The organism is Nocardia cyriacigeorgica, assembly GCF_005863245.1.
In the GTDB taxonomy this organism is placed as follows: domain Bacteria; phylum Actinomycetota; class Actinomycetes; order Mycobacteriales; family Mycobacteriaceae; genus Nocardia; species Nocardia cyriacigeorgica_C.
This window is the reverse complement of record NZ_VBUT01000007.1, coordinates 1-16,747: the sequence shown is the minus strand read 5'-3', so window position 1 is coordinate 16,747 and position 16,747 is coordinate 1. Positions and strand designations below refer to the sequence as shown.

The 16,747-nt window shown below is 66.6% G+C and carries 19 protein-coding genes; 6 read left to right on the top strand and 13 right to left on the bottom strand.

The window, feature by feature from the left end; genetic code table 11:
• Nucleotide 1: 1 nt before the first annotated feature.
• The 3 genes from FEK34_RS18420 to FEK34_RS18410 form a co-directional block, all read right to left on the bottom strand.
• On the bottom strand, nt 2-1,651 hold the full coding sequence (locus tag FEK34_RS18420; protein ID WP_138449215.1) for an acyl-CoA synthetase: 1,650 nt from the start codon (nt 1,649-1,651) through the stop codon (nt 2-4).
• Between the two features lie 176 nt (nt 1,652-1,827).
• Nucleotides 1,828-3,453: an acyl-CoA synthetase gene (locus tag FEK34_RS18415; RefSeq protein WP_171048274.1), complete on the bottom strand. Its 1,626-nt coding sequence runs from the start codon at nt 3,451-3,453 to the stop codon at nt 1,828-1,830.
• A gap of 212 nt (nt 3,454-3,665) precedes the next feature.
• Nucleotides 3,666-4,304: a hypothetical protein gene (locus FEK34_RS18410; RefSeq protein ID WP_138449211.1), complete on the bottom strand. Its 639-nt coding sequence runs from the start codon at nt 4,302-4,304 to the stop codon at nt 3,666-3,668.
• Between the two features lie 305 nt (nt 4,305-4,609).
• Between FEK34_RS18410 and FEK34_RS18405 the strand changes: the two genes are divergently transcribed.
• Entirely contained in the window at nt 4,610-5,755 is a 1,146-nt protein-coding gene (locus FEK34_RS18405; protein WP_138449209.1) for a CHAP domain-containing protein, read from the top strand.
• Between the two features lie 50 nt (nt 5,756-5,805).
• On the opposite strand, the gene FEK34_RS30055 is transcribed toward FEK34_RS18405, so the two are convergent.
• Both FEK34_RS30055 and FEK34_RS18400 read right to left on the bottom strand, forming a co-directional pair.
• On the bottom strand, nt 5,806-5,973 hold the full coding sequence (locus FEK34_RS30055; RefSeq protein WP_171048273.1) for a hypothetical protein: 168 nt from the start codon (nt 5,971-5,973) through the stop codon (nt 5,806-5,808).
• Between the two features lie 40 nt (nt 5,974-6,013).
• On the bottom strand, nt 6,014-6,676 hold the full coding sequence (locus FEK34_RS18400; protein WP_138449207.1) for an O-methyltransferase: 663 nt from the start codon (nt 6,674-6,676) through the stop codon (nt 6,014-6,016).
• 200 nt (nt 6,677-6,876) lie between these two features.
• Between FEK34_RS18400 and FEK34_RS18395 the strand changes: the two genes are divergently transcribed.
• Nucleotides 6,877-7,212, top strand: a complete 336-nt coding sequence (locus tag FEK34_RS18395) for an MmcQ/YjbR family DNA-binding protein (RefSeq protein WP_138449205.1) — start codon at nt 6,877-6,879, stop codon at nt 7,210-7,212.
• A gap of 28 nt (nt 7,213-7,240) precedes the next feature.
• Here the strand turns inward: FEK34_RS18395 and FEK34_RS18390 are convergent, their stop codons facing one another.
• The 4 genes from FEK34_RS18390 to FEK34_RS18375 all read right to left on the bottom strand — a co-directional run bounded on the left by FEK34_RS18390 (nt 7,241) and on the right by FEK34_RS18375 (nt 9,547).
• Nucleotides 7,241-7,573: a thioredoxin family protein gene (locus tag FEK34_RS18390; RefSeq protein ID WP_138449203.1), complete on the bottom strand. Its 333-nt coding sequence runs from the start codon at nt 7,571-7,573 to the stop codon at nt 7,241-7,243.
• Nucleotides 7,574-7,653: 80 nt separating this feature from the next.
• A complete protein-coding gene (locus FEK34_RS18385; protein ID WP_138449201.1) occupies nt 7,654-8,451 on the bottom strand; it encodes a thioesterase family protein in 798 nt (265 codons plus the stop codon).
• A gap of 42 nt (nt 8,452-8,493) precedes the next feature.
• Nucleotides 8,494-8,817: a branched-chain amino acid transporter permease gene (locus FEK34_RS18380; RefSeq protein ID WP_138449199.1), complete on the bottom strand. Its 324-nt coding sequence runs from the start codon at nt 8,815-8,817 to the stop codon at nt 8,494-8,496.
• Nucleotides 8,810-9,547: an AzlC family ABC transporter permease gene (locus FEK34_RS18375; RefSeq protein WP_249359374.1), complete on the bottom strand. Its 738-nt coding sequence runs from the start codon at nt 9,545-9,547 to the stop codon at nt 8,810-8,812. Before FEK34_RS18375 ends, FEK34_RS18380 begins: the two co-directional genes overlap by 8 nt.
• Before the next feature lie 79 nt (nt 9,548-9,626).
• Here FEK34_RS18375 and FEK34_RS18370 point away from each other — a divergent pair, with 79 nt between their 5' ends.
• On the top strand, nt 9,627-10,067 hold the full coding sequence (locus tag FEK34_RS18370; protein ID WP_138449195.1) for an Lrp/AsnC family transcriptional regulator: 441 nt from the start codon (nt 9,627-9,629) through the stop codon (nt 10,065-10,067).
• 87 nt (nt 10,068-10,154) lie between these two features.
• Here the strand turns inward: FEK34_RS18370 and FEK34_RS18365 are convergent, their stop codons facing one another.
• Both FEK34_RS18365 and FEK34_RS18360 read right to left on the bottom strand, forming a co-directional pair.
• A complete protein-coding gene (locus FEK34_RS18365; protein WP_138449193.1) occupies nt 10,155-11,024 on the bottom strand; it encodes an NAD(P)-dependent oxidoreductase in 870 nt (289 codons plus the stop codon).
• Between the two features lie 253 nt (nt 11,025-11,277).
• Nucleotides 11,278-12,606, bottom strand: a complete 1,329-nt coding sequence (locus FEK34_RS18360) for an MFS transporter (protein ID WP_138449832.1) — start codon at nt 12,604-12,606, stop codon at nt 11,278-11,280.
• Nucleotides 12,607-12,802: 196 nt separating this feature from the next.
• Here FEK34_RS18360 and FEK34_RS18355 point away from each other — a divergent pair, with 196 nt between their 5' ends.
• Together FEK34_RS18355 and FEK34_RS18350 are read left to right on the top strand one after the other, a co-directional pair.
• Nucleotides 12,803-13,192 carry a MarR family winged helix-turn-helix transcriptional regulator gene (locus FEK34_RS18355; RefSeq protein ID WP_138449191.1) on the top strand — a complete coding sequence of 130 codons (390 nt, stop codon included), beginning with the start codon at nt 12,803-12,805 and terminating at the stop codon, nt 13,190-13,192.
• A 76-nt stretch (nt 13,193-13,268) separates the two neighbouring features.
• Nucleotides 13,269-13,706: a MerR family transcriptional regulator gene (locus FEK34_RS18350; protein ID WP_138449189.1), complete on the top strand. Its 438-nt coding sequence runs from the start codon at nt 13,269-13,271 to the stop codon at nt 13,704-13,706.
• A gap of 113 nt (nt 13,707-13,819) precedes the next feature.
• On the opposite strand, the gene FEK34_RS18345 is transcribed toward FEK34_RS18350, so the two are convergent.
• On the bottom strand, nt 13,820-14,737 hold the full coding sequence (locus tag FEK34_RS18345) for a hypothetical protein (RefSeq protein ID WP_138449187.1): 918 nt from the start codon (nt 14,735-14,737) through the stop codon (nt 13,820-13,822).
• Between the two features lie 469 nt (nt 14,738-15,206).
• Here FEK34_RS18345 and FEK34_RS18340 point away from each other — a divergent pair, with 469 nt between their 5' ends.
• Nucleotides 15,207-15,647, top strand: coding sequence for a hypothetical protein (locus FEK34_RS18340; protein ID WP_138449185.1), 441 nt, complete (start codon nt 15,207-15,209; stop codon nt 15,645-15,647).
• Between the two features lie 25 nt (nt 15,648-15,672).
• On the opposite strand, the gene FEK34_RS18335 is transcribed toward FEK34_RS18340, so the two are convergent.
• Nucleotides 15,673-16,308 (bottom strand): hypothetical protein, encoded by a 636-nt coding sequence (locus FEK34_RS18335; RefSeq protein WP_138449183.1) that lies wholly within the window; start codon nt 16,306-16,308, stop codon nt 15,673-15,675.
• Nucleotides 16,309-16,747 lie beyond the last annotated feature (439 nt).

Genomic DNA, 16,747 nt, shown 5'->3' with positions numbered 1-16,747 from the left:
CTCAGGTCGCGTCGACGTCCATCTCGACCAGCGGCTTGCGCAGCAGCTTGCCGGTGGCATTGCGGGGCAGTTCGTCGAGGAAGATCACCTCGCGCGGCACCTTGTAGCGGGCCAGGTTCTGCTTGACGTAGTCCTTGATCTCCTGGACGTCGCGCGCGGAGTCCGGTCCGGGCACCACGAAGGCGCGCAACCGCTTGCCGAACTCGCGGTCGTCCACGCCGACGACGGCCGCTTCCAGCACGTCGGGGCGGTTCGACAGCAGGTGCTCGACCTCCTGCGGGAAGACGTTCTCGCCGCCGGAGACGATCATGTCGTCGTCGCGGCCGTCGATGAACAGCAGCCCGTCTTCGTCGAAATGGCCGACGTCGCCGCTGGACATCATCCCGTCCACCCGCTCCTTGGTGCGGCCGTCGGTGTAGGCGCGGAAGCCGTGCGCGTTCTCGATGAAAATTGTGCCGGTGACGTTCGGCTCGGTGATGAGCTTGCGGTTCTCGTCGTAGAGCGCGATCCGGATGCCCGCCGGCGGGCGACCCGCGGTGCTCGGCGCCTTGCGCAGATCTTCCGGCGTGGCCACCGTGATCACCGCGCATTCGGTGGAGCCGTACAGGTTGTAGAGCACGTCGCCGAAGTATTCGGCGGTGCGCACCACGACGTCCGGCGGAATCGCCGAGCCGGCCGCGAAGATCACCTTCAGCGGCGTCATGTCGTATTTGGCGAGCACGTCTGCGGGCAGGTCGAGCATGCGCTGCAACATGGTGGGCACCACGACCAGCGAATCCGCGCGATGCTTCACGATATTGGCCAGCGTCAGCTCGGGATCGAAGCGGCGCTGCTGGAAGATCACCCGGTTGCCGAGCGCGAGACCGAGGGTGAACTGGGACAGGCCGGTGCCGTGGAAGATCGGCGCCGCCATCACCATGGTGCCGTTCTTGGGCAGCGGAACCCGGTCCAGGAACTGGGCCGACATGAACGGACTGACCCGATCGCGCGGCGCGCCCTTCGGCGTGCCGGTGGTGCCGCTGGTGAGGATCACCATGCCGCCGGGCTTGGCCGGGGCGGGCATGGACTCGGTGGAGCGGCCCGCCGACAGCGACTCGATGGTGGGGATCGAGGGATCGGCGCCGTCCTTCTCGTCCACCCAGGTGAGGACGCGGGGGATATCGGCGGGGATGGCGCTCATCAGGTCGAAGAACTCGCTGTCGTGCAGTACCGCCTTGATCTTTTCGCGCTCGGCGACGTCGGCGAACTGCGGTTTGGCGAATCCGGTGTTCATCAGAACCGCGCGCACACCGAGCTTGCCGGTGGCCAGCAGGCTCAGCACCATGCCGCGATGGTCGCGGGCCAGCACCGCGACCACATCGCCCTGACCGATGCCCATGGTCGCGAGTCCGCGGGCGAAGGCGTTGGAGAGCTCATCGAGCTGGCCGAAGGTGAGTTCGCCGTGGTCGTCGACGATCGCGGCGGCATTCGGCCGGGTCTGCGCGGCATGCATGACGACGCCGGCGAACGGGCCGAACCTGCGCATGTTGATGAACGAGCGGGCCCCGTGATCGAGGCGCAGCGGGTTGAACAACCCGCGCTTGACCATGACATTCACGCCCAGGGCGAGGTCACGCGCCTTGCGGACGGGGGCGGGGGTCGACAGAGACATGCGGCAAACAACCTTCCGCGATCCAGCCACCGTGACCGGGGTGGGGTGGATCGCAACCTCGGGATCCAGTGCTGGTGCTAACAATAGCAAGCATTACTCGCGAGTTGTGTTGCTCGTCTCAGGGACGCCGATGCCGGGGTCGATGTCACCTCGACCCCGGCATCGGCAGCTGCGAATTACTGTTCGACCTGGTAATCCACCAGCACCCGGCGCAGCAGCTTGCCGGTCGGGTTACGCGGCAGATCGTCGAGGAAGATCACCTCGCGCGGCACCTTGTACCGGGCCAGGTTCTCCTTGACGAAGGTCTTGATCTGCTCGGCGTCGGGGGTGTGGCCGGGCTCGGGGACGACGAAGGCGCGCAGGCGCTTACCGAACTCGACATCGTCGACGCCGACCACGGCCGCGTCGAAAACGTCTTCGCGTTCGAGCAGCAGCTGCTCCACCTCCTGCGGGAAGACGTTCTCGCCGCCGGAAACGATCATGTCGTCATCGCGGCCGTCGACCATCAGCAGGCCGTCATCGTTGAAGTGGCCCACGTCGCCGCTGGACATGTAGCCGTCGATGATCTGCTTGTGCCTGCCGTCGGTGTAGCCCTCGAACGGCGCGCCGCTGCGCACGAAGATGCGGGCGGTGACGTTCTTGTCCTTCACCAGCTGATCGTTGTCGTCGTAGAGCCGCACATCGCAGGTGATCGGCGGGCGGCCGACGGTGCCGGGCGCCTTCGCCAGTTCTTCGGGGGTGGCGATGGAGGCGATGGCGACCTCGGTGGAGCCGTAGAGGTTGTAGAGCACCGGCCCGAACACCTCGGTGGCCCGGGTGCACAGCTCCGGCGCCAGCGCCGAGCCTGCCAGCAGGATCACCTTCAGCGAGGACAGGTCGTACTTGGCCCGCACCTCGGCGGGCAGCTCGGTCATCCGGTGCAGCATGGTCGGCACCGCGACCAGCATCTCGGCCTTGTGATCGGAGATCATCTTCAGCGTGGCCTCGGCGTCGAAGCGGCGCCGCATCACGATCTTGTTGGTGAGCACGGTGCCGACCAGCCAGGTGCCGAGCCCGGTGCTGTGGAACAGCGGCGAGACCATCACCATGGTGCCGCGGCGCGGGAACGGCACCCGGTCCACGAACTGCGCGGTGGCCATCGGCGTCACCTTGGTGCGCGGGGCGCCCTTGGGCAGGCCGGTGGTGCCGCTGGTCAGGATGATGAAGCCGCCCGGCTTGCTGGGGGCGGGCAGCGGCTCGGTGGAGTTCGCCGCGATCAGATCATCGAAGGTGGTGGCGCCCTCGGGCACTGCGGCACCCTCATCGACCCAGGTCAGAAACCGCGGCATATCCGCGGGCAGGGCGTCGAGCAGGCCGAGGAACTCGCTGTCGTGCAGCACCGCCTTGACCTTCTCACGGGCGCACACCTCGGCGAACTGTGGCTTGGCGAAGCCGGTGTTCATCAGTGCGATCCGCACGCCGAGCTTGGCGGCGGCCACCTCGGCCAGGATCAGGCCGCGGTGATCGCGGGCCAGGACGCCGACGACCATGCCCTCGGTCAGGCCTGCGGACTTCAGGCCGCGCGCGACGGCGGTGGACTGCTCGTCGAGTTCGCGGTAGGTGAGTTCACCGCGCTCGTCGGCCAGTGCGACCTGGTCGGGAGCGATCCGGGCCGAATGCCGGACCAGCGCGGCGTGCGGGCCGTAGACCCGCGTCTCCTTCATGGTCTTCAGGGTTTCCAGCGGCGCTTTGGGATCGCTGACCCCACGCGAGCGCAACACCCCCAGCGCTTTGACGGCTTCCAGCGTATGCGCCAGGTTCACCACGAACACCTCCACAGAACTCTCGCGTCGGTACTCGACCTAGCGAATCGAACGGGCATATCGGATGCCTACCGTAGCAGCGCACGTGTGACAGGTCACAGCCAAACGCGACATATCGGACCCTATGTCCGCCCTGGCGGACAAACCCCCAGATGAGCGCGGGCGCGCCCGTGACCTCACAGAACGCGCCCGACCTCAGTGAGTGACGGCTGTCAATTGACGACTGCTCCCATGGATGGGAACGAGATGGTCGCCTTCTGGTACTGGAACCCGTCCGGGTGCTGATCGCTGACCGGAACCGACCAGCGGTGCCACAGGGTGCCGTAGACCGCGGCGACGACCATGCCCGGCCCCGGATCGATCACGCGCGAACGGATCGTGGTGTCGACCGGGATGTCGTTGTGCTCGGTGAGCACCTCGGTGCCGCTGCGTCCGTTGGACAGGTTCAGCCAGATCACCTCGAGCTTGGCGCCGGTCTGGTTCGGGGCGATGGTGCCGGGGCCGCCGAAGAATCCGAAGCGGAAGCCGTCGATGCCCAGTGCGACGCCGGAACCGTAGACCCCGGCGCCGCCGCCGCGCCCGATATCGGACTGGGCCGGGATCTGGAACGGCTGCGCGGGCAGCGCCACCTCCTCGGCGGCGTCGTCGAGGCGCTGCGGGTCGGCCAGCATCCGGTCGATGGCCTGTTCGGCGGCCGGGTTGCCGGTCGCGACCTCGCGCAACTGCTCGGCGGCGGCGGTCCAGTCGACGGTCTGCGGTTCGGCGGCAGCGTGCCCGGTGAACAGCATGGCGGCCGCGGCGGTCGCCGCCAGGCCGGTGGTGAAGCGCGACATCAAGCTCGAGCGTGGCATTGCCTGTCTCCTTCGGAAGATTCATTCCTGGGTACAGCTCGAAACGCATCCGTTTCTCGAAGCGAAACGGTCCGGCGGCCAGGTTGCCGGCGATATGCCGCACTGTCCAGGGTTGCCGCCGAGACGCGCCGCCGGGGAAATATCGTCGTGGCTCATTCCCAAGGTTGGGAATCGGTGATACTCGAGGCGTCGCAGGTGTCGTTCATCGGGTGACCTGATGGTCGTGGGCGAGTGAGGATCCGGATGCTCCTGTATGTCAGCCCACGGGGGACGGCAATCCGGTCGGCCGAAAGGCGGTGCCGTCTATGAGCTTGCAGACCGATCTCGCGGAAATCGACGGTATCCCCGTCCGCGGCGACTTCCCGCCGGGCCTGGTGTCGGTCGTCAGGATGGTCAAGCATGCGCTGCGGGCGAGCGTCATGCAGTTCGCCTCGGGTGAGCCGGCCGCGCAACCGGATCTGCTGGAACAGCTGCGAAAAGCGAAGCTGCTGCGCAACTCCGATATCGACGGTGTCGAGGCGAAGACGGTCATACTGGAGAAATACGGTTCGCGCAAAAGCGATTTCCAGGCCATCGAGAACGAACTGGACACCAAGGGCAAGAGGGTTGACGGCTCGGTGTCGGAGACCTTCAGCACTGCTGACGGCACCTATCGTCAGGTGATGGGCAAAGTTCGTACCCTGAGCGAAGCCCTCGCGAATGCTCCTGGCCCGAGCAAAGACCAGGACTACATCGCGCCGCACGTCGCCGGTCGCCTTGCCGCCATCGCGTTGCGCACCACCGGTGATGTGCACGACCTCATCGATGACGCGAGCACCCGGATCCAGGAGAAAGCCAACGCGATTCGCGCGGCAACGCAGGGTGCGAAGCCGGTGATGGCCAATGCTGCGAGCACGATGGGCGGGCGGAGTCCGATCAGTGTGCCGTCAGGTGGAGCCGCCCCGGCGAGCTATACGCGCTCGAGCGGTTCCTCGCCATATCCGACACCGTGGACGGCCAACGCGGCGAGCTTTTCGCCGTCGACCGGTGTGGCTGCGATCGACGCCGCCATTCGGGCTGCGGAAGGCGAGATCGGTGTTTCCGAGTACGCCGACAACCGGGTGAACCGGCCGTACAACATCAACAACGAGTGGTGTGCTTCGTTCACCGACTGGGCGTGGACGCAAGCCGGCATGGATGTGAACTGGACCAATAAGAACCTGGTCAGTGCGGTCTGGTCGGATGCCCGGCGGTGGGGTTGGGCCGATAACGTGTCGGGCGCACGACCCGGCGACATGATCGTGTGGGGCCATCAGAACCATATCGGCCTAGTGGTCGCACGCAACGGTAATACGGTCACCGTCGTCGAGGGAAACTCCGGTAAAGCCGTGCAACGCAATACTTACAGTCTGGACCGGGGATTTGCCGGTGTCATCCATCCGCCGGCGTCGTCGGCGCAGGTGGCGGTGTAGCGAGGCAGGAGATCCGCATCCGGCACCGGCGCTGTGCGGCCGGGCGTCGATTAGTCTTCCGGCTCTGGTTCGGAGCCAGGTTTCGCAGTGCCCGTCACCCGGATGACTCCCGCACTCAGATCGATATCGAGCTGCGGACGATGCGGTTCACCATTGCTGTCCGCGCTGCCTTCGTCGGTCAGCTTCTTGCCGGGGAACAGTTCGCCGATCACGCCCATGTCCCCACGATAACCACAGTGGGGCGCCCGGGCTTGCCCGTCAGCCGGTGACCAGCGCGAACGCGAACCCGTCCCATCCTTTGCTGCCGACGGTTTGCAGCGCGGAGGCGTCCAGTCGCGGTTCGCTGTCCATCAGTTCCAGTACTTCGCGGCTCGCGCGGACCGCCGCGTCCTCGGAGTGGCCGTTGGTGATCTTTCCGCCGCGCACCACATTGTCGACGATGATGACCGATCCGGGCCGCGTCAGCCGCAGGCCCCAGCGCACATAGTTGGCGTTGTTGACCTTGTCGGCGTCGATGAACACCAGGTCGAACGGGTCCTGGCCTTCGGCTTCGAGCGCCGGGAGGCTGTCGAGCGCGGCGCCGACGCGGATATCGACCCACTCGCCGACGCCCTTGCGGTCCAGATTCGCTCGCGCGACCTCGGCGTGCTTCGGCTCGTACTCCATGGTGACCACCCGGCCCTGCGGTCCGACGGCCCGTGCCAGCCACAGGGTGCTGTACCCGCCGAGCGTTCCGATCTCCAGCACCCGCCGCGCGCGAATCGACCGCGCGATCAGATGCAGGAACTTCGCTTGCGCCGGCGAGACGTCGATCGCGGGCAACCCGGCGGCCGCGTTGGCTTCCAGCACATCCGCGTCGGCGTCGCCCACCACGGTGTCGACCAGGTACCGGTCGACGGCCGCCCACTCGGCATTCGTCATGCCGGAAATTCTTCCACGATGGGCCGGCGGGCACATCGAGCGACTCGCGACGCACCGAACCCGGCAGGCAGGTCTGGCGGCCCAGTCGGCAGGGCAGCGGCGGTGGCCGTCACGCTCGGCGCCCAGAGCGCCGGATCCAACCCGTCGCCTGCGATGAGAGGCGCCGGGCAGTGTCGGTGGGGTTTGGAAGAATTCGGCGCATGAGTGCCACCGGGGACGATGTCCGCGCCTTCGCCTTGTCCTTACCCGAGACCGCGGAGCAGTTCACCTGGGGCATGCCCACGTTCCGGGTGGCGGGCAAGCTCTTCCTCACCCTTCCCGAAGCCGAAACCTCCATGGCGGTCCGCTGTCCCATCATCGAACGCGATGAACTCGTCGCCGCCGAACCCGCCAAGTTCTGGATCGCCTCGCACGAAGCGGCCAACGCGTGGGTGCGGGTGCGGTTGGCCGCCCTCGACGACCGCGAGGAAATGGAGGCGATCGTCGCCGACTCCTGGCGCCAGGCCGCACCGCGTCAGTTGCTCGACGACGCCTGATGACCACGCGCCCGACCGCCACACCACCTCAGAGGACGTCGGCGATCTCGTCGAGCAGCCGTCGCTTGGAGCGCGCTCCGACCAGCCGCTTCGACGGTTCGCCGGACCGGAACACCATCAACGTCGGCATCGCCATCACCGCGTAGGCGGCGCTGATCTCCGGATTGGCGTCCACATCGAGGGTCACCACCTTCAACTGCGGTGTTTGCGCGGCGATCTCGGCGAGGACCGGTGAGATCATCCGGCAGGGGCCGCAGTGGTCGGAGGTGAAGTCGACCAGAACCGGAAGTTCCGAGCGCAGAACCTCGTTCGCGAACGTCGCATCCGTCACCGTGGTCACCGCGTTGCTGGTGGTGGTCATCGTCGTCTCCTGTCGCTGTTGTCGGACGGGGCCGACGCTAGAGGTTGACGTCGAGGTCAAGGCAAGCCGCGACGGATCCGTCAGCCGAGCGGACGAACGGTGAGGATTTGCTCCGCGCGACCGACCGGCCCGTGCACGTCGTGCAGGACGGTCGTGGTGAGACCCTGGCCCTGCTCGCCGAAGACGACGGAGGTGTCGAGCCCGGTCCACGACCCCTGCGGTTGACGGTAGAGGTGGATGGAGAGATCGACGTTGGGGAACATCCACTTCCGGGGATCCTGGCGGACCGCGATGCCGTTGGCGGTGTCGACGAGAGCGACGAAATCGGCGAGCGAACTGCTGGGTTCGCCGTCGAGCAGCGCGACCGGCGTCGAGATCCAGGCCGTTGTGCGGCCCGGTTGCGGTGCGGCGGTGGTCCGGACGTCGAGGGAGGTGATGTAGCCGCCGGGCCACAGCTCGCCGATCCGCCACCGCTCGAGTGATTCGGGTGCGGGCAGCCGATCGGGTTCACCTCCGGTGACGGCGCTGGTGTCCTGCGTCGCCAGCAGCCAGGCGCGGGCGCTGACCACGGGACGTCCCGCGATGACGACGGTGGCTTCGGTCAACTCGATGGTGCGTCCCGGCCGTATCGTGCGGACCTCGATGTCGAATTCCTCCCGGCCGATCTGGCCGAGGATGTCGAAGGTGATCCGGCTCATCGCCAGCTCGGGCCGGCCGTCGCGGGCGCGTGCGGTTTCGATGGCGTGCACGATCAGACCGCCGAGTGGGCTGAAATGTTGCTCGTCGGCCCGCCACGCACCGCCGGTGTACTCGGTCGGCAGGTATCGCTGCGCACCGATCCGGCGGAAGTAGCAGGGTCGATCAGCCGGGTCGGTCATGGGCGGGCACGCTCCTCACTGGTTGGCGAAGGTCTATGTGGATCAGAGCAGATTGAGCAACACGACATACACACCTGTCCCGATTCCGACGCTGAGCAGGGTGCGCCGGCCGCAGAGCAGATGGACGGCGGCGGTCACGGCCACCGCGAGCACTGCGTAGAGCGCCGCGCCGTCCTCGGCGATGGTGGTGTGCAGGCTGGTAGCTGCGAGGATCGCGAGAATGCCGACCGGCATCCACACCGCGAGCGTGCGCACCAGATGCGAGCGGCGCAGCGGTTTCAGCACGGCGAACGGGACCGCGCGCAGGGCGAAGGTGATCGAGAAGACGATCACCAGCACCGCCAGCAGATAGCCGGTATCAGGCATCGACGGCCACCGCCTTGCGCCCGGCGAGCCGATACCGGATCAACAGCAGCGCCACGAACGCCAGCAGCGCCACGAACAGCGCGACGTGCGGCGTCAGGATCAGCGCAGTGCCGACGGCGAGCACCGCGAGCAGCACCGACGGCAGGTCGCGCCGGGAGCGGCAGGCATCGAGCGCGAGCACCGTGAACAGGGCGCACAGCGCGAACTCCAGCCCCTTGATCGGCCCCGGGATCACCGCACCGATCGCGACGCCGACCAGACCGCCACCGACCCAGTACGCCTGCGAGGCGAGTTGCATCGTCAGCAGGCGGGGTCCCGACCGCTGCGCGGGCGGCAGCGCCGCGGACACCGCGTACGCCTCGTCGATCATCGCGTACACGCTGTACACCCGCGCGAACCTGTTGCGCACCAGGTGAATCGGGAAGGAGAACGCATAGAACACGTGCCGGAAGTTCACCACGAACACGGTGATCGCCACCGCAACCAGCGGCGCGGTCGCCGCCACCATGCCGACCAGTAGCAGTTCCAGCGAACCGGCGAACGCCGCCAGTGACAGCGCGGGCGTCAGCCACCACGGCAGCCCCGCCTGCACCACCAGCAGGCCGAGTGCGATGCCCAGCGGAAAGATCCCGAGGCCGGCCGACACCGAATCGGCGATACCCGCGGCGATCTGGTCCTGCCGGGATCTGGAGGGCACCGCGAGGGCGGGCGTCGGGTCGAGTTGCTGCACCCGATAATGGTCGCGCAATTCGCTTGCTCTTTGGTTGCATACATTGCGCGGAATCGGGCAGTCAGCGCAATATGAATGCATGGACTCGCTGGATCACGCAATCATCGCCGAGCTGGAGGCTGACGGGCGATTGACGAACGTCGAACTGGCCGGCCGGGTAGGGCTCACCCCGGGGCCCTGTCTGCGGCGGGTGCAGCGGCTCGAATCGGAGGGCGTCATCCGCGGCTACCGGGCCGTCATCGACCCCGGCTCGGTCGGGCGGGCGTTCGAGGTGTTGCTCGATCTCACTCTGGAAGGCCAGGATGCTGAAACCGTCGCCCGCTTCGAGGAGACGATGACCGGGCTCGACGAGGTCAGGGAGCTGCGCCGGTTGTTCGGCACCCCCGACTATTTCGCGCGCGTCGCCGTCGCGGATCTGGACTCCTACGAGGTATTCCTGCGCACGAAGGTGATGACGATCCCGAAGATCGGGCGCGTCAACTCCCGGTTCACGATGAAGAACCTCAAGCAGCTCGGATGAGAACACCCTGCGGTGACTCGCGGGTGCGACCCAACTGGGGGCGCGGGTCGGAGCGCCAACCGCACCGCCGGGTCCACGGTCCGCACGTCAGCTGTCGTCGGTCAGCAGTTCGATGAGCGCGGTGATGCTCTGCTCAGCCCTCCCTTCGGCGACCGCTTGCCGCAACAATTCGTGCATCGGCTCGTGCCAGGACATATCGACGCCCGATTCGGCGCCGATCTGCCGATCCTGCTCGATCGCATGGTGGAACACCTCGACCGAGGCGCCGAGGCGGGTGTAGTCGCGGTGATCGATCTCCTCGGCGATGACCGGAAGAATCGACTCGATCATCTGCAACCATTTCACGGAATAGCCGACCATCGTCCGCGCCTCGCGACCGCGCGCGGCCAGCACCGCCGCTCCCTCGAGGAAGCCGAGCAGGGCGGGCAGCAGCGTCGCACCCACGGCTGCCTCGTAGAGCGCGGCGAGATCCGGTTCCGCGCCGAGGAATTCGATCTCACCGCCGAACACACGCAAGAGCTCCGCATGCTCGTCGAAGACGGCCCGATCGCCACCGAAGTACAGCAACGTGTCCCGATCACCCACAGCGGACGGGACGTTCTTGATCGCACCGCCGAGGTAGCGCGCCCCGCGGCCGGTCGTCCACTGTGCGAATTCCCGTGCCTCGGCGGGGCTGCCGCTGTTCAGGGTGATCAGGTCACGGTCACGCAGATCTGCCTCGGCGAGAACCTCGCGGGTGACCGCGAAAGTGCTGAGGCACGAGACGATCACATGATTGTCGGCTACCGCGCACGCGATCCGCAGCCGTGGAAGCGCGCCGGAGTCCACCAGAGCCGCCGCGCGCTGCGGGTTTCGGTTCCACACCGTGGTGGGATGGCCTGCCGCGAGCAGAGCTCCGGCGAGTGCGCTGCCCATCGAGCCCAGCCCGAGGACGGTGACGGGCGTGGGTTCGGTCATGGCGATCTCCGATCATTCGGCGGTGAGGTTCTGGGACCTCGTCGTCACCTCCGAGTGTCGAATCGTCGGAACAACCCAGCAAGTACGTACTTTTCAGTGGAGTTGCTTACGCCGAGGTAACCCATGAGGTCCTGGCGTTCGCGCCAGGATCCGATTTGGGAATGGCCACGACTCGGGTCGGGCGACGCCCGGTACGTACGGCAGTGGGGCCGCCGATCCGGCGACCCCACTGCTGTTCAGTTGTCGAATCCGCTTACGCGAGCTCGGCCACCGCCTGCTTGCGGGCAAGCACCGCCGAGGCGGAGGCGATCAGGCCGATCACGGCGACCGCGGTCACCAGGTACAGCCCCGGCCGGTAGCCGGCGATGCCGTCGGTGGCGGCGTCGCTGATCAGGCCGGTCGCGATGGCCAGCACGACCGCGCCGCCGATCTGGAACGAGGTCTGCACCAGACCCGAGGCCAGGCCCTGCTCATGGTCGGCGATGCCCTCGGTGGCCTGCACCATCACCGCGGAGAACCCGAGTGCGAAGCCGAGACCGAGCAGCAGGAACGCGGGCAGGTAGTCCACCAGGTAGTTCGGGTCGGCGCTGCCGCCGCGGGTCAGGAACCACACGTAGCCGGCCACGAACGAGGTCAGGGCGGCCAGGATCATCGGGGTGGTGCCGAAGCGGTCGATGAAGTTGCCGGCGATCGGCGACAGGATCGCGACGATGATGCCGGTCGGCGCCATCGCCAGCGCCATCTGCAGCGGCTCCCACTCCAGCGTGTTCTGCAGGTAGAGCGACACGATGGTCTGGAAGCTCAGGTAGGAACCGAAGATCGCCAGTGCGGCCAGGTTCGCCCGCACGATCGACTTCACCTTGAAGATGCTCAACCGGACCAGCGGGTGGCTCACCCGGTTCTCCACCACGAAGAACGTGGACAGCAGGCCGACGGCGAGGATGGTGGTCGCGATGACGGTGGGGGTGAAGCCGGTCTCCGGAGCGGTGACGATCGTGTAGACCGCCGCCAGCATGCCGCCGGTCAGCAGCACCGCGCCGGTGAAATCGATACGGCCCTCTTCCTTTTCGACGTTGCGCGGGATGACGAAGTAGGCGGTGACCGTCACGATCGCGACGACGACGACCGGCATGTAGAAGGTGAGCCGCCAGTCGATGCCGGTGAGCAGGCCCGACACGATCAGGCCGGAGGCGTAGCCGGTGGCGCCGAAGATGGTGAAGATCGACAGGGCCCGGTTGCGGTCGGGGCCTTCCTTGAAGGTGGTCGTGATGATGGACAGCGCGGCCGGTGCGGTGAAGGCGGCGGCGACGCCCTTGATGATGCGGGTGGCGATCAGCAACGCGCCGTCATCGACGATGCCGCCGATCAACGAGGCGATTCCGAAGACCACGAGTGCCGTCAGGAAGACCTGGCGACGGCCGAGCAGGTCGGCGGCTCGTCCGCCCAGCAGCAGCAGTCCGCCGTAGCCGAGGATGTAGCCGTTGACGATCCACTGCAGCGCAGAGGTGTCCAGGCCCAGGTCTTCGCCGATCGAGGGGAGCGCGACGCCGACCATGGAGACGTCGAGCGCGTCGAGGAACATCGCCAGACCGGCGACGAACAGGATGGCCCACAGCTTGGGCCCCCAACCACTCGCGGTTGGTTCGGAAGTAGTAGGAGCAGTGAGGTTCTGGGGTGCCGTTGTCGTGGTCACGAAAGGTAACTTAAATGCACACGCATTGAATGTCAACACATGTAATGCACGTGCATAAAATGCCTTGACATGCTAACCTCGGCTCATGTACCACGACACCGACAAAGATGTCTGCGCGAAGTGGTCCGAAACGCTCCGCCTCTACCACGGCACGTCCTGTGAGCTGGAGAGCGCGCTACAGGCACAGCATCAGCTCGGCCTCAGCGAGTTCGAGCTGCTCCAGGTCCTCGGCGGGCGCTGCGGCGAAGCGCAGGCGGAGAAGGTCAAGATGAAAGACATCGAGACCGAGATGTACCTGAGCCAGAGCGCGCTGTCGCGCACCGTGACCAGGCTGGAGAAGGCCGGGCTCGTCGAGCGCGCCACCTGCGACTTCGACCGTCGCGCCAACTTCCTGAAACTCACCGCCGCGGGCCGCGAACGCCTCGATGCCGCCCGCCCGACCCACCAGGAAGTGCTGCGCAAGCACCTGACCTGACCCGGTCCGGATGAAGATCCGGCCGCGGGCGGTTGTCACCGGTAGCGCGCACCTGCGCGGATCGGAAAGGACCGGGATGCGGATCGGGGAATTGGCCGAACGCGCGTCGACTACCACGCGCGCCCTGCGCTACTACGAGTCGCGCGGGCTCCTGCGCGCAAGCCGCGACGCCAGCGGATATCGCGTCTACAGCGAGGACGACTACCGCGTGGTGCGCCAGATCCGCACCCTGCAGGAGTGCGGTTTCGAACTGGAGGAGATCCGCCCGTTCGTCGAATGCCTGCAAGCCGGCAACCCATCCGGTGATTCGTGCGAGGCGTCGGCGGAGGTGTACCGCAGGAAACTGGCCGAAGTCGACGACCTCATCGGGCAGTTGCAGGGGGTGCGGAAATGGCTCCTCGACCGGCTGGATGAACCGGACCCGGGTGAACCGGTGCCTTCGCCGGTGTGCGAGTTCACCGCGCCGGGTCTGGCGTCGAGCGTTGTTCGTCCGCGGTCGCGCGATCTCGGTTGAGGGCGGGACCGGTGGTCGTGTGCGGGTCGGGTGCCGACCCGCACAGCCGCTGCTCGCTCGGCGCGTGCGGCGGCTTCGGCGGCGGCCCGCTTCCCGGTGCCGCCGCTATCGGTTCACCCGAAGCTGGCGACCACCGCGGGCAGTAGCGGCTGAACCGCGGCGCATGTGCCCTCGAGCTCGATAACCGTGCGCACTCGGCCCATGTTCGCATCGTGCTCGTCGAGGTCGAATCCGGAGCGGTTGCCGTCGATGACGTCGCCGACCGGCATCCGTGCCCGGCAGACGTCATCCTTGGTGAGAATCAGAACCGGATGGTCGTCGACGGGATGCCGGGTCGGCGCCATCTCCTCCTCGAGCGGACCGGGATCGATTGCCTCCTCGTCCATCCGGGTGTCGATGAGGGCGCGCACCGAACCGTCGTTGGTTCCGATTCCCGGCCCGGCCACATCGAAATCACACAGGTACGGGCTCGACGTCGGAACCCAGTCGTCGACCCGGTAGTCCTGCGGCATGTGCTCGAACAGGTCGCAGGACGTGCGGTCACCTAGCGGCGCGGCGATATCCGCATCGGCACGCTGGGGAGATTGCTCGCCGCGGATCAAGTCCACGACACCGATGGTGAGCCGATCGGCGATCGCGCAGTTCCGTGCGAGGTCGTTGCCGCCGTCGGGGGAGCGCCCGAAGCCTTCGGCGACAACGCTCATGAACGCACCGTCGATCGAGCGACCGGAGGTATCGCGTGCTTCTGGTATGTCGAGGCGGATCAGCCGTCCGCAGCCGAGGCTGCTGCCGTCGTACATCTCGTCGGCGTACACCAGCCCATCCTCGGTCAGTGGCTCCGTGCCCGCGTCAGGTGCCTCCCGCTCCAGATCGACGGTGATCTCGGCCAGCCCGAAGGACTTCGGCGCGATGCCTGGCGGCACAACCCCCGCCCGGCACGATCCGGGACCGCCGTACGGGTCGGGCCCGAACTGCTCTACCTCGCCCAGCTCGCCGACCTCGCCCATATCCATGAATCCGCACGGATCCAACGCCCGTATCTTCGCCGCTACCCACAGCCGACGCTGCATTTCCTCCGACAGCGGCCGGCCGTAGTCGTTGATCGTCAGCGGAACGGTCGCGGCAGGCGGGTCGTCGGAAATGCATCCGCCGACCGCAGGGCCGCAAGCATGAGCCCGGCACCGAATATCGACCGAATGGCCGCGCCGGCCCGTCGCTCCCCGTTCATCGCGATCACCATAGCCGACCCTCACCTCCGATTCGGCGGTATGCGGTCGGCACTACCCGGGCGGCCCTGGCATCGACGACTTCCAGTGCGAATCTCGGGATTCCGGCGTGCCGGTCGACATGACGCTCGCCACGCCCTCGATGCCATTCGGCTCGCACCGAAGAGTTCGCGAACCGGTCTGTCGCACGAGATTCGCTGCAGGCGGCAAGTAATTTGCTGCCGCGGGCATACCTGCTGATTCGGGATGATCGGAGTATGGGGATGATTCAACGATGATGCACGGCACCGGCAACGATGAAGCCGACCATGTATACACCTGTGAACCGCAATGCCGTCTGGTAGCCGAGTCCGCGAGATACTCACGCAAGGTGGTGCGAGACCTCCACTACGACGGCGACCTGACAATCGCCATCCAAGGCGCCGGCTTTTCCTATGCCCAGGTCGTCTTCCGTCGACCCGTGGGATTCCGGGTGATGGACGAGCAGGACCTCACCGAGTACTGGAACACCTACAGCGAACCCAATGGCTGGTTGTGGGAGGTCATGGGCGGCGGCTGGCTGGATCTGGAGCGGCGTCGGCCATCGTTTTGGCGTGCACAGGAAGGCGGGATGCGGGAGTTCTTCCTCGTGGACGAGAGTTGCCTCAATGTCCTGTGCTGGGATCCGCCGGAGATTATCGACCTCGGTACGGATCCAACAGCCGCGACGACGTGAATACTTCGCCGCCGCGGCGCGGAGATCAGCCCCGCTGTTCGGCTACGGCTGTGGCGAAATCCGGGTGGGCTCGAATCGTTATCTTGTCCGGATCGACGATTGGGGCGAAGCGAATGAATTGAGCCGCAGCCTGGTACACGAGCATCGCGATGAACAGGCCGACCGGGAACCAGCCGGGAAAGAACGCGACGACCCATGCGGGGTGGATGCGGTCGACACCGAGCTGGAGGGCGATCAGGAGGGCAGGCAGGAGCGGGAGGCCGATGACGATCAAAACGCGGGCCACCCAACGCAATAGCGTCGTGCGGCGAACGCATTTCGCGCATACCGGCCACTCGCCGTGGAGATCTCCGGCGACCGGCGGGATATTGATGCCGAGTTTGAAGATGTCGGCACCGAACCCTCGAAGGGTGACGCCAACACCCTGCTGCTCGATCCCACGCGAGGTTCGGCGGAAGGTGACGACCGTCTTCCAGCGGTCGACGGCAGGTCGCCCGTGCTCACTGCACACGTTCGGCAGCGGCTGCTGGAGTTCCAGTGAAAACAGATCGCGCCATTCGCGTGAGTTCGACATCCGCAGCATGTCGGAGACGGTTTCCATGCCGTAGCGAGGCTGCGCGGGGACGGCGACGTCTGCTCGTTCGGCGGGGTAGTGGGCCATCAGATCGACTTGGGCTCGTGTTCGGTTACACGAAGCTCCTGCTGCCGAGGCTCAGCGGTGCTCTGCCTCAGCCGAATCGGCGGCCGTCGCCTGCGTGCTATCACGATCGAATCCCTCCCTGTGAACGGCGGTAAGCAGCTCGTTCACCGCATAAACCCTACAGCTTCATGCCGTTCACGCTGCGCGTGACCGTATGCTCGCCGGTGGACAATTCCGCTGACCGCGGATTAGCTGCTTGCCCAGATGCCGGATTGGATTCTCCAGCGCGAGAGGGCTTTGCGACGGATGTGAACCCGCGCAGCGCCGTGCAGACTGCTCGGTCTCGTACTACTGCGTAGCCGACCGGCGTGGATAGCGTCCCCCTATGAGCACTGCTCCGTCGAACCCACACGACGCCTTCTTCCGGCACATGATGCGCCGCCGGGCCGATGCCGCGTGC